A 13,147-nucleotide genomic window follows, 5' to 3' on the forward strand; every position below is an offset into this window, starting at 1 on the left:
GATCGGTCAAGGGGAAAAAAGAGAAGAGAGGGAGCCCTTCGGATGGCGAAGGCGGACACGTGGGCGATGCCCACGGGGGGTATTTTCTCCAGGCGCCGGAACCGCCGCAGGCATGGCATGGGGCTGGCCGGCAATGCCAAGATCATCGCCGCGCCCGCCTATGAGCGTCTGCTCGCCGTCGAACCCTACTTGCGCCGCTCGATCCCCATCCTCGTCGTCATCTTCCTGCTGGTCATCGCCGCCGCTCGTTTCTTTTCGATGATGGCGTGGCGCGAGGACATCGAACGCGACACCAAGACGCTGCTCGGCATGGCTGCAAACAATCTCGCCCAGTCGATGCGGCTCGCCGCGCCGGAAAGCCTGCCGCAGCCGCATGAGGCGGGCGTGCTCATCGACGAGGTGAGCCGCCAAGGCGATATCGGCGGCGACTGGATCCTGGCGGTGACCGACCGGCAATTCATCGTCACCGCCGCCTCGCCGCGCGGGCAGAAGATGGCCGGGCAGCCGCTGGACAGCTTCGTGACAGGCGGCCAGCCGCTCTTCCTGTTCGGCGAGCGGGCCGGCGTACTGGACGTGCGCCTGGACGGCAGGGATTGGTTGGCGGCGGTGGATATCCTGCCCGGCGGGGCGGGTGCCGCGGTAGCGCTTGCCGACCGCGATGCAATTTTCGCCGGCTGGCGCCGCTCGGTCTCGCTCAACGTCACGCTCTTCGTGCTGACGGCCGGCGTACTGATGGCCATCCTCTACGCCTATTTCAGCCAAGCGGCGCGGGCGCTTGCCGCCGACCGCATTTATCTGGAGGCGCATCAGCGCGTCGACTTGGCGCTGGTGCGCGGCAAGTGCGGCCTGTGGGACTGGGACATGGCGCGCGGCAAGATGTACTGGTCGCGCTCAATGTACGAGATGCTGGGCTATGAGGCGGCGGACGTGATGCTGTCGTTCGGCGACGTGGCGAGCATCATCCACCCCGACGACGGCGACCTCTTCACGCTCGCCAACCGCATCGTCTCGCGCGAGATCGACCAGATCGACCAGGTCTTCCGCATGCGCCATGCCGATGGCCGGTGGATATGGATGCGTGCGCGAGCACAGGTGGTCGACGCGGATGCCCCGGAAATCCATCTCATCGGCATCGCCGTCGACGTGACCGAGCAGCGGACGCTGGTGCAGCAGTCGGAAGCAGCCGACCAGCGCCTGCGCACGGCGATCGAGAACATCACCGAATCCTTCGTCCTGTGGGACGCCGCCGAGCGCCTCGTCATGTGCAACACCAAGTACCAGCAGGATACGGGCCTCGATCCGAGCGAGATCGTGCCCGGCGTGCGCCGCCAGGACATCGAGAGGCGGATGAACGCAATCCGCTCGGAGCGGCGGCTGATGAGCCAGGCAAACCCCGGCGCCGGCGCCACCTTCGAGCGGCAGCTGGCGGACGGGCGCTGGCTGCAGGTGACGGAGCTGAAGACGCGCGACGGCGGCACGGTCTCGGTCGGCACCGACATCACCCAGCTCAAGCAACACCAGGAAAAGCTGGTCGACAGCGAGCGGCGCCTGATGGCGACCATCCACGACCTTTCCGTGGCGCGGCGCGCCGAGCAGGAACGGGGCCATGAGCTCATCGAGCTCAACCGCAAATACATGCGTGAGACAGAGCGCGCCGAGGCCGCGAACCGGGCGAAATCGGAATTCCTCGCCAATATGTCGCACGAGCTCAGAACCCCGCTCAACGCCATCATCGGATTTTCCGAACTGATGCAGCAGAGCCTGTTCGGGCCGCTTGGCTCGGAACGCTACAACGAATATGTCGGCGATATCTATTCCAGCGGCACTTACCTCCTCGGCGTCATCAACGACATCCTCGACATGTCGAAGATCGAAGCCGGCCAGTTCTCCATCAACCGGGAGAGCATCGACCTTTGTCCGCTCATCCGGGAGACGGTGCGCGTGGTGGCGCTGCAGGCGGCCAAGAAGGATATCGAAGTGGAGACGGAAATACCCGATTCCATCTCCCTGGTAGCCGACCGCCGTGCCATCAAGCAGATCGTCATCAACCTTCTGTCCAACGCGGTGAAGTTCACCGGCCAGGGCGGCAAGGTGACGGTCAGGGCGCGCAAGGTCTCCGGCGCGCTGACGCTGGCGATCGAGGATACGGGCTGCGGCATACCGCGCGGCGCGCTGGAGAAGCTCGGACGGCCGTTCGAGCAGGTGCAGAACCAGTTCTCCAAGAACCATGCCGGCTCGGGCCTCGGGCTCGCCATCTCGCGCTCGCTCACGGAGCTGCACGGCGGTGCGCTGAAGATCCGCTCCAAGGAAGGCGTCGGCACCATCGTGTGCGTGCGCATTCCCGTCTTGGAGCAGGCCAAGGCGGCTTAGAATCCATGCATCCTGCTTAAATCGGGATCGATTTTCGGGCCGATGCTGTAAACCAAGCTTTGCCGCATTCGGCTGCTTATCTCCGCCGACTGCTCCTTCACGCGATCCTATGGAGGACTCAGTCGGATGCGCACCTTATTCACCCTCGCCGCCATTTCGGGCCTGCTCACCTTCCCGGCAGCCGCCGGTGCACAGGAGCCCGCGGACCCGAAAACCGTACTGAAGCGCCTGTTCGAGGCGCCGGAGTTGGAGACGGAATGGTTCGCGCCGAATTTCCTGGCGCAGATACCGGCCGCTCAAATAGTCGGCGTCGTCGAAGATCTGGAAAAGCAGTACGGCTCGCTTCAATCGATCTCCGGCGAAGGGCAGCGCTTCACCATCACGCTTGAGCGAGCGAAGATACCGACCCGCCTCGTGCTTGACGCCGAAGGACGTATCGCCGGGCTCCTGTTCGAACCGGCGGTGGCCGCCGGGGCGTTGGCCGAACAGGTGGACGCCATTACCGGCCTTCCAGGCCGCACAGCTCTGCTCGTCCTGAGCAACGGCGAGGAACGGGCCGCGCACAACGCCGATGTGCCGCTGGCGGTAGGCTCGGCGGCCAAGCTTGCCGTTCTGAAGGCGGTCGCCGACGCAGTTTCAGACGAGCGCCTGGAATGGGATCAGGTGGTTCCGCTCGACTCAGAATGGCGTTCGCTGCCCTCGGGCATCCTGCAGGATTGGCCGGACGGAACGCCGCTCACCGTCGCCACGCTCGCCAACCTGATGATCTCCATCAGCGACAACACGGCGACGGACGCGCTGATCAAGCTTGTCGGGCGCGAGGCGGTCGAGGCCGTAACACCGCGCAATACGCCGTTCCTTACCACGCGGGAACTCTTCACGCTGAAGGCAGATGGCAACGAGGAATGGCGCTCGGCGTGGATTGCTGGAGACGAGGAGGCGCGGCGAGACCTCCTCGAGCAGATCGCCTCGGCGCCGCTTCCGGGAGAGGATGCGCTTTCGACCGGACCGACCATCGAAATCGAATGGTTTCTCTCGGGCCGTGAGCTCTGCACCCTGATGAAGGAGGTCGCCGACCTCCCCGCGCTTCACATCAATCCGGGGCTCGCGGCATCGAAGGACTGGAGGGAGATCGCCTACAAGGGCGGCTCGGAGACGGGCGTCCTCAACTACACGACCTGGCTGGAAGACGCCGAGGGAACCAGCCATTGCGTCGTCGCAACGTGGAACAACGGCAATGCCGCGATCGAGGAGCGGCAGCTGGTATCGAGCTATCGGGGGATACTGGGAGCATTGCGGGAAGGAGAGTGAGGCGGTCGGCGCGGTGGGAGGTGGGCTCTACCCTTTCCTGCGCAACAGCCGGTCGAAATGCCCCCTCACCCGCCGCGCGGTCTCCGCGATATGCGCCTCCAGCACGCCGAGATCCGGCAGGTCGGCGCCACGCAGGAGGATGTCCGCCAGGCCCGGGGGCACGTCGTCGGGGTCGAGCGGACCGGTGAGGCACAGGCGGATCACCTGGGTGAGCATCATGTAGAGCCGGTGCGCCTCCGCAAGCTCCGTGCGCGTCTGCTCGTCGGCCAAGTCTGGCGCGAGGTGTGAAAGGATATCGCCGGTGCCGGTGGGCGGCGGTTCGCTCGCGCAGCGGCCGGAGAGTGCAGCAATCTGGGCGATGAATTCCAGGTCGATGATGCCGCCGGGAATGAGCTTGAGGTCCCAGGTGTCCCGGGGCGGTTTCTCTTCTTCGATGAGGTCGCGCATCTTCACCGCATCGTGCGCCAACGTCTTGTAGGTACGCGTCAGAGAGAGGATCGCCTCCACCTCCGCCCGCGCCTCCTCGCAGAGCGTCTCGTCGCCGGCCATCGGGCGCGCCCGCGTCAGTGCCATGTGCTCCCAGGTCCAGGCGTCCTTGCGCTGGTATTTACGGAAGGCGTCGATGTGCGTGGCAACCGGCCCCTTGTTGCCCGAGGGGCGTAGCCTGAGATCCAGCTCGTAGAGAACGCCTTCGGCGGTGGGGGCGGAGACGGCGGCGATCAGACGCTGGGTGAGGCGGGCGTAGTAGTGCGAGGGTGCCAGCGGCTTGCGGCCGTCGGATTCCTCCGCATCCGGAGCATGGTCGTAAAGCAGGATCAGATCGACGTCGGAGCCGGCCGTCAGCTCGCGGCTGCCGAGCTTGCCCATGCCGAGGATCGCCGCCCGTCCGCCGGGCACCCGGCCGTGGGTGAGTGCGAATTCCTCCTCTACCGCCTCCAAGGCGGCACCGATGGTGAGGTCGGCGAGGTCGGAGAAGGCCTTGCCGGCGCGCACGGCATCGATGCTTCCAGTGAGCAGGCGGATGCCGATGAGGAACTTCTGCTCGGCGGCGAAGATGCGCAGCCGGTCGAGCACCTCCTCGTAGACGCGCGCCGCCTCCAGGAACGATTCCAGCCTTTGCGCCAGATAGGCCCGGTTGGGGAGTTCTGACAGCAATGCCGGATCGAGAAGCCCGTCGAAAACGTGCGGGCGGCGCGTGATGACCGCGGCCAGCCGCGGGGCAGCGCCCATGATCGTGGCGAGCAGCTCCAGAAGACGCGGGTTCGACTGCAGGAGCGAGAAGAGCTGGATGCCGGCCGGCAGGCCCGACAGGAACTGGTCGAAACGAAGGAGCGCTTCGTCCGCACGGCGCGTGCTGCCGAAGGCCTCAAGCAGCGCCGGCGTCAATTCGGTCAGCCGCTCGCGCGCTTCCGCCGACCGGGTGGCGCGGTAGCGGCCGAAATGCCAGCCGCGGATGACGCGGCAGATGTCGCTCGCCCGCTCGAAGCCGAGCTCGGTAAGTGTCTGCAGGGTGCCGGGGTCGTCGACATCGCCCGTGAAGACCAGGTTGCCGACCCCGCGCGAAAGCTCCGGCGCGGTCTCAAAGAGCGCGGCGTAGTGCCGTTCCACCGTTTTCAGCGCCTCGCGGAAGGCCGCGGCGAAGGCCTCGTCGTCGGCATAGCCGAGCAGAAGGGCGATGCGCCGGAGGTCGTCGACATCCTCCGGCAGTGTGTGGGCCTGCTCGTCGGCGATCATCTGGATTGTGTTTTCGACGTCTCGCAGGAACCAGTACTGCTCGACCAGCCCCTCGCCGACCTCCGCAGTGATCCATCCATGCTTGGCCAGTTGCCTCAACATGGTGACTGTCTCGCGTCCGCGCAGCTCAGAAAACCGACCGCCGGCGATGAGCTGCTGGGTTTGCACGAAAAACTCGATCTCGCGGATGCCACCGCGCCCGAGCTTGACGTTGTGGCCGAGCACGGCGACCTCGCCGTGGCCCTTGTGGGCATGGATCTGCCGCTTGATGGAGTGCACGTCGGCGATCGCCGCATAGTCGAGGTATTTGCGCCAGACATAGGGCTGCAATTCGCGCAGGAAGGCCCCGCCCGCCTTGCGATCGCCGGCGATGGCGCGCGCCTTTATCATCGCCGCGCGCTCCCAGTTCTGGCCGCGGCTTTCGTAGTAGTTGAGCGCGGCCTCTATTGGGATCGCCAGCGGCGTCGAGCCGGGATCGGGCCTGAGCCTGAGGTCAGTACGGAAGACGTAGCCGTCCTCGCTGCGGTCCTGCAGGATGCGCACCAGCCGCCGCGTCAGGCGCACGAAGAGATCGGTCGCCTCCAGGGGATCGAGGACGGCGGGAGCGTGCGGGTCGAGCAGTACGATGAGATCGATATCGGACGAATAGTTGAGTTCGCCGGCGCCGAGCTTGCCCATGGCCAGAACCACCCAACCCGAGCCGACAGCCGGCTTTTCCGGATCCGGCAGTTTCAGCTTGCCCTGCCGGTGGGCGTCGCGCAGGAGGAAATCAACCGCCGCGCCCACGCAGGCCTCGGCAAGCGCGGAAAGCCGCGCCACGGTGGTGGCGGCGTCGGCTTCGCCGGCGAGATCACCGAGCCCGATCAGGAAATGGGACTCACGCTTCAGCCGCCTGAGCCCCTTCATCACCGACGCCTCGCTGGCATCCTCGGCGAAGGCCGCCGCGCCGATGGCCGCGTTCAGGGTGGCCAGCCGGGCATCGAGCTTTTCGTCGAACAGCGCCTCAAGGTTCCGCGGGTCACGGCGGGCGCAGTCACGCAGGTAGGACGACAGGTCGAACACGGCGCCGAGAAAGGCCGCGAGTGGGCTATGACCGGATAATAGCCGGGCGAGGCGCGGACAGTCTTCCTCGGCGGCAGTTTCGGCGAGGGAGGCAAGCTCGGCAGCGGCGCTGTCGGCATCGAGCGGGGCGAGCACGCGCACCGGCATGCCGAACCAGGTGGAGCCGTCCTCGCCTTTCAGGGCAATGTCGCTGGGCATGAGCCTCCTCTTCTGCAAGCCGGCGCGCGGCAGTCTCGTCCTGCCTTCCCGTGAAGGGGACGGGGGTCGTCGACCTTTCTACCCATTCTTGCCTGTCGGAAACACCATCGCAACCGAAAGGCCCTCCCCGTCTCCGGAAAGCTCCAGGCTGCCTCCGTGAAACGTCATCACCGCCTTGGCGAGACTCAGCCCTATCCCGGAACCGGGCTGGGTGCGGCTCGCCTCCAGCCGCACGAAACGCTCCGTCGCCCGCTCCCGGTCGGCTTCGGGGATGCCGGGGCCGTTGTCGCGTACCGTCATCCGCACTGCATCCGCTTGCTTCTGCAACGAGACGGAGACGGCTGGCTTCTCGTTGGCACCGCCGGCGGAATATTTAATGGCGTTGTCGACGATGTTGGACAGGGCCTGGCCGATGAGTTCACGATTTCCGTCGATGCGCATCGGCACGTCCGCCTCCGCTTTCAGCTCCACGCCCATTTCCTCGGCCGCTGGCTCGTAAAGTTCCACCACGTCGGCGACGATGGCGCTCAGATCGACGCTCTTCGTCGTCTCAGCGGAATAGCCGGCCTCGAGCCGCGAGATCATCAGAATAGCGTTGAAGGTGCGGATGAGCTGGTCGGATTCGGCAATTGTCTGTTCCAACGCTTCGCGGCAGGCCGCCTCGTCCTCGCGGCGGTTGAGCGCCGCTTCGGCGCGGTTGCGCAGGCGCGTCAGCGGCGTCTTCAGATCGTGAGCGATATTGGCGGAAACCTGTTTCAGCCCTTCGTTCAGAGCGGCGATGCGGTCGAGCATGGCGTTGAGGTTTTCTGAAAGCCGGTCGAACTCGTCGCCGGCACCCGATACCGGCAGCCGACGGGAAAGGTCGCCGCCCATGATCTGCCTGCTTGCAGCCGACACGTTGTCGATGCGCTTCAGCGCCCGGCGGCCGACGAAATACCAGATGAGGAGTGCGCCGAAGCCCATCATGCCGAGTGCCGCCATCAATGCGTTGCGCACCACGTTGCGGAACCGTTCCGGCTCGCCGAGATCGCGCCCGACGAGCAGGATCATGCGGTTGGGCAAGCGGATGACCTGCGCCACCGCCGTGTGGCGCGAACTCTCGCTCCTATCCTCGCCATAGCGGCGGTAGGTGAAGGGGCGTTCGGTCCAGCCGACTGTGTCCAGCACGCCGGGCTGAATACTCTCCACGTTGCCGGAAAGGATGAGCCCGTTGGGATCGGTGATTAGGTAGAGGTTGGCGCCCGGCTGTCGGGCGCGCATCTCCATCGCCCGCACCAGCGTCGGCAGGCCGCCACGCTGATAGGCGCGGCCAAGACCGCTGACCTCCTCGGCGATCGCCTCACGCGTCTGCGTGGTTATCATGCGCACCGAAAGCGAGGTGACGTAGATGACGAGCACGACCGCGCAGATGGCGAACAGGATAAGATAGAGGGCGGAAAGCCGCGCCGCGGTCGTCTTCATGATGGCCGGCAGGGCAGGCATTACGGATATCAATCCGCCCGGAGCATATAGCCGGCGCCGCGTACCGTGTGCAGTACGGGTTTGTCAAAACCCCTTTCGATCTTGCCGCGCAGGCGCGAGATATGCACGTCAATGACGTTGGTCTGCGGGTCGAAATGGTAGTCCCAGACGTTTTCGAGCAGCATGGTGCGGGTGACCACCTGGCCGGCGTGGCGCATGAGATATTCGAGGAGGCGGAACTCGCGCGGCTGCAGGGTAATCTCCCGGCCGTCGCGGCGCACCGCGTGGGACAGGCGGTCGAGTTCCAGGTCGCCGACGCGGTAGACCGTTTCGATATCCTTAGCACCTGCGCGACGCTTCAGCACCTCGATGCGGGCCAGAAGTTCGGAGAAGGCATAGGGTTTTGTGAGGTAGTCGTCACCGCCGGCGCGCAGGCCGGTCACCCGGTCGTCCACCTCGCCGAGCGCCGAAAGGATAAGCGCAGGCGTAGCGTTGCCCGTGGAGCGCAGCTCGGCGATGATCGACAGCCCGTCGCGTCGCGGCAGCATGCGGTCGATGACGAAGACGTCGTAGCTGCCAGCCTCTGCGAGGGCGAAGCCGCTCTCTCCATCCGGTGCGATATCGGCGGTATGGCCGGCCTCCGCGAAGGCCTTCTTCAGAAATCCCGCCGCTTCGCGGTCGTCTTCGATAACCAGAATCTTCATGACAAGAGGTTTTATACCGAACGGCCCCGCACAGGCGATAGGTCAGGCCGAGTGGTTGAAGAGACGCGGCGGCGAGAGGGCCCGCCGCCGCGCTGGCTCAGGAGCAGTGGTTAAAAGGGGCTAGCGCCCACCGTCCGTATCGCCAGAGGGAAACTCATGACAGCCTTGCCGATCAGCCGATCGGCAGGGCCATGAACCGGTTTGAGTTCTCCCGCTCAACCTGCACCAGCACTGCGCCGCGGCCTGCATTGGAGGCTGCCTCGACGGCTGCCTTCATATCTTCCACGGAGCTCACCGGTTGCGAGTTAACCGAACGGATGATGTCGCCAGGTGCCACGCCGACATCCTCGGCCGCACTGCCCGGCTCGACATCAGTCACGACCAGCCCTTCGCCATCCTCGGCCGGCGTGACCGAAAGGCCGAAGTCTGTCGACGTGACCGAAGGCTCGGAGCTGCGGGGAGCCGCTGCCAGCTGCTCGGTGGTAGGCATCTCGCCGAGTTCCACATCGAGGTTTGTGGCTTCGCCGCTGCGCCACACGGTCACCTCGACTGTCTGGCCGGGATCGTATTCGGCGATGCTGCGTGCCAACTCGCGCGGCGAAGCGATGCCCTTGCCGTCAACGGCGATGACCACGTCACCTGGACGGATACCAGCCGAACCCGCCGGCTCGTCCTTTTTGGCGTCGACGATGAGGGCGCCCTTGGCCTCGTCCAGGCCGAGAGATTCGGCTATCTCGTCGGTGACATCCTGGATCTGCACGCCCAGCCAACCGCGCTCGACGGTGCCCTGACGGATCAACTCCTGAACGACCGAGTCCGCAAGCGAGGCGGGGATGGCGAAGGCGATACCCACATTGCCGCCCGAAGGCGAGAAGATAGCCGTGTTGACGCCGACCACCTCACCCGACAGGTTGAACGCCGGGCCGCCGGAGTTGCCACGGTTCACCGCCGCATCGATCTGGATGAAGTCGTCATAGGGACCGGCGCCGATCTCTCGGCCGCGCGCCGAGACGATGCCGGCGGTCACGGTGCCGCCGAGGCCAAAGGGATTGCCCACCGCAACCACCCAGTCGCCAACACGGACGGCGCCGTCGTCGGCAAAGTCCACATAGGTGAACTTGCGGCCGTTTTCCTTGACCTTGAGCACTGCAAGGTCGGTGCGCGGGTCGGTGCCTACCAGCTCTGCATCGATCTCCGTGCCGTCGTCCATGACCACCATATATTCGGAACCGCCCTGGACGACGTGGTTATTGGTTACCAGATAGCCATCCTCGGAGATGAAGAAGCCGGACCCCTGCGCGACCGGACGCGGGCGGCGGAGACGAGGACCGGAACGCTCCGAGCGCCGGTCCTCGCGGAACTGGTCGAAGAAACGCTTGAGCGGATGGCCGTCGGGCAGGTCTTCCATACCCGGCATCTCGAAGAAGGGGGCAGAAACGGTTCCCGTCTCCGCCGTCTCGCCCCTGACGCGGACGCTTACGACGGCCGGGGAGACGACCTCCACCACATCGGCGAAGCTCGGTGCCTGGAGAGGCTTATCAAGCTTGACCGGATCGGCCAGCACAGGCACCGTTCCCGTACTTATCGCGCCGAGGCCGACGGCACCTGCGATGGCTACCGAGGCCACCGCACCGATCAGGCGCACGCGCGTTCTTGAAGTGGTTTTGTTTGAACTCATGTCGGAATTCGCTCCTTTTGCCAATCGAAGCCGCAATGACAGCGGTCTGCTCGGCACACTTCGTCGTGCCGGGATGGTTCAAAGGTAGGAGCATACACCTTACGGTGCCATTTCCGTGGCATGAAACTTTGGTAATGTTGCGTCGCCAATGCCGCTGAACCGCGAAAGAGCCTTGAGCGGGGGGTCAGTCGCGCTCGTCCAGAACGTCCTTGAGAGCGGCTTCCTCCTCCGCCGACAGGGTCGCCGCACGGCGCTCCGTCCACCGCCGTAGATTGACGAAGGCGATGAGGCCGCCGCCCAGCAGAACCAGCATGGGTGTCGCCCAGAGAAGCGCATTGCGCGCGCTCATGCGCGGCTTCAGGAGCACGAACTCGCCGTAGCGGGAGACGACATAGTCGAGCACTTCCGCGTCCGTATCGCCGGCGCTGATGCGGTCGCGCACGAGAATGCGCAGGTCACGGGCAAGGGCGGCGTTCGAATCGTCGATCGACTGGTTCTGGCACACCATGCAGCGCAGTTCGGCCGAAAGCGCACGCGCACGCTCTTCAAGCGCTGGATCGTCAAGCATCTCGTCGGGCTGCACCGCCGCGGCGGGCCAGGCGAGCGCCAGAAGCAGGAGAAGGAGGAACGTCCGGATCATGAAGCCTCCTCGCTGGCAGCCGCAAGCGCGGCCTTGCGGCGGGTTGGCGCGCCGACGCGCAATCTGCGGTCGAAGAGGGAAATGCCGCCGCCGGCCATCATCACCAGCGCACCGATCCAGATGAGCGTCACCAGCGGCTTCCACCACATATGCACGACAAGCCCGCCATCATTCGTGGAGTCGCCGATGGACACGTAAAGCTGGCTGAGCCCGATGGTCCTTATGCCGGCCTCGGTGGTCGGCATGCCACGCGCGGTGTAAAGGCGTTTGGAGGAGATGATCTCGCCCAGCCGCACACTATCGGCTCGGGTGAGGACGAAATGGGCGCGATCTTCCGTATAGTTCGGGCCCGTGAAGGGCTGTAGCCCCTCGAACCGCAGCGTATAGCCGCCGATCTCGGCAGTTTGGCCGGGCTGCATCGTCAAAATCCGCTCCGTCTGCAACGTGGTGACGGAGACGACGCCAAGCGTGGTGAGCCCCAGGCCCGCATGCGCCAATGCTGTGCCGAAGACGGAAAGCGGCAGGCCCCTGAAGCGGCTGAATGCGGCCGCCGGCTCCACTTTGCCGACGCCCGACTTGAGCGCCAGGTCCGTGGCCGCGCCGAGAATGAGCCACAGGCCGAGCCCGATACCGAGTGCGGCGAAGGCCGAGCTGCGGTCGATGAGGAAGAAAGCCAGCAACGCACTGATGACGGCCGCCGCGAAGGCGAAATGCAGGCGCTGCGCCGCCCCCATCAGGTCGCCCCGCTTCCAGGCCAGAACGGGGCCGAAGGGAACGGCGGCAAGCAATGGCAGGAAGAGCGGCACGAAGGTTGCGTTGAAGAAGGGGGCGCCGACGGAGATCTTCTCCCCCGTCACCGCCTCCAGCACAAGCGGATAGAGCGTACCGACCAGCACCGTCGCCGTCGCTGTCGTCAGAAGCAGGTTGTTGAGGACCAGCGCACCCTCGCGCGAAATCGGATGGAACAGGCCGCCGGGGGCAAGTGCTGCCGCGCGGAAGGCGAAGAGCGCAAGCGCGCCGCCGATGAAGAACACCAGAATGGCCAGGATGAAGACGCCGCGCGTCGGGTCGGAAGCAAAGGCGTGCACCGAGGTCAAGACGCCGGAGCGGACCAGGAACGTGCCGAGAAGCGATAGCGAGAAGGTGAGGATAGCCAGAAGCACTGTCCAGATCTTCAGGGCCGAGCGCTTCTCCATGACGATCGCCGAGTGCAGGAGCGCGGTGCCCGCCAGCCACGGCATGAAGGAGGCGTTCTCCACCGGATCCCAGAACCAGAACCCGCCCCAGCCGAGCTCGTAATAGGCCCAGTAGGAGCCCATGGCGATGCCGCCCGTCAGGAACGCCCAGGCGGCCAAGGTCCACGGCCGCACCCAGCGCGCCCAGGCCGCGTCCACGCGCCCATCGATCAGGGCGGCGGCGGCAAAGGAGAATGAGATCGAGAAGCCGACATAGCCGAGATAAAGCAGCGGCGGGTGAATAGCGAGCCCGATATCCTGCAGAATGGGATTGAGGTCGCGTCCCTCGATGGGCGCCGGCTGCAGGCGGGCGAACGGATTCGAGGTTAAGAGGATGAAAAGTAGAAAAGCGCTGGCAATCAGCCCCTGCACGGCCAGCACATTGGCCTTCAGCGTCGGCGGCAGGTTACGGCCGAAGGCGGCGACCAAAGCACCGAAGAACGACAGGATCAGCACCCACAGAAGCATGGAGCCTTCGTGGTTGCCCCAGGTGCCGGTGATCTTGAAGAGCAGCGGCTTGGCCGAGTGCGAGTTCTCCCACACGTTGGCGACGGAAAAATCCGACTGCACATAGGCAAGCATCAGCGCAGCGAAGGCTGCGGCGAGAAGGGCAAGGCCGGTTATGGCGGCAGGTTCGCCCACGCGCATCAGCGAAAGACTGCCGATCCGCGCGCCGACAAACGGCACGACTGTCTGCACCAGCGCCAGCGCCAGTGTCAGGACGAGAGCGAAATGGCCGAGCTCGATGCTCATC

At 65.4% G+C, this 13,147-nt stretch carries 8 protein-coding genes; 2 read left to right on the forward strand and 6 right to left on the reverse strand.

The features are described 5' to 3' along the window. The first annotated feature begins 42 nt into the window (after positions 1-42). Both N5A92_RS13485 and N5A92_RS13490 read left to right on the forward strand, forming a co-directional pair. Complete coding sequence (locus N5A92_RS13485) at positions 43-2,370, forward strand: PAS domain-containing sensor histidine kinase (protein WP_260903472.1); 2,328 nt, start codon at positions 43-45, stop codon at positions 2,368-2,370. Positions 2,371-2,496: 126 nt separating this feature from the next. Next, positions 2,497-3,681 carry a serine hydrolase gene (locus N5A92_RS13490; protein ID WP_260903474.1) on the forward strand — a complete coding sequence of 395 codons (1,185 nt, stop codon included), beginning with the start codon at positions 2,497-2,499 and terminating at the stop codon, positions 3,679-3,681. Between the two features lie 27 nt (positions 3,682-3,708). Here N5A92_RS13490 and N5A92_RS13495 read toward each other — a convergent pair whose 3' ends face one another. The 6 genes from N5A92_RS13495 to N5A92_RS13520 form a co-directional block, all read right to left on the reverse strand. Continuing rightward, positions 3,709-6,675 carry a bifunctional [glutamine synthetase] adenylyltransferase/[glutamine synthetase]-adenylyl-L-tyrosine phosphorylase gene (locus N5A92_RS13495; protein ID WP_260903475.1) on the reverse strand — a complete coding sequence of 989 codons (2,967 nt, stop codon included), beginning with the start codon at positions 6,673-6,675 and terminating at the stop codon, positions 3,709-3,711. A 78-nt stretch (positions 6,676-6,753) separates the two neighbouring features. After that, a complete protein-coding gene (locus N5A92_RS13500) occupies positions 6,754-8,157 on the reverse strand; it encodes a sensor histidine kinase (protein WP_260903476.1) in 1,404 nt (467 codons plus the stop codon). A gap of 8 nt (positions 8,158-8,165) precedes the next feature. Further along, positions 8,166-8,840 carry a response regulator transcription factor gene (locus N5A92_RS13505; RefSeq protein ID WP_260903477.1) on the reverse strand — a complete coding sequence of 225 codons (675 nt, stop codon included), beginning with the start codon at positions 8,838-8,840 and terminating at the stop codon, positions 8,166-8,168. Positions 8,841-9,012: 172 nt separating this feature from the next. After that, positions 9,013-10,518: a Do family serine endopeptidase gene (locus N5A92_RS13510; RefSeq protein ID WP_260903479.1), complete on the reverse strand. Its 1,506-nt coding sequence runs from the start codon at positions 10,516-10,518 to the stop codon at positions 9,013-9,015. A 184-nt stretch (positions 10,519-10,702) separates the two neighbouring features. Further along, positions 10,703-11,158: a cytochrome c-type biogenesis protein gene (locus N5A92_RS13515; RefSeq protein WP_260903482.1), complete on the reverse strand. Its 456-nt coding sequence runs from the start codon at positions 11,156-11,158 to the stop codon at positions 10,703-10,705. Continuing rightward, entirely contained in the window at positions 11,155-13,146 is a 1,992-nt protein-coding gene (locus tag N5A92_RS13520) for a heme lyase CcmF/NrfE family subunit (RefSeq protein ID WP_260903485.1), read from the reverse strand. Before N5A92_RS13520 ends, N5A92_RS13515 begins: the two co-directional genes overlap by 4 nt. Between the last annotated feature and the right edge of the window lies 1 nt (position 13,147).

It is taken from the genome of Chelativorans salis (assembly GCF_025336525.1).
In the GTDB taxonomy this organism is placed as follows: Bacteria; Pseudomonadota; Alphaproteobacteria; order Rhizobiales; family Rhizobiaceae; genus Chelativorans; species Chelativorans salis.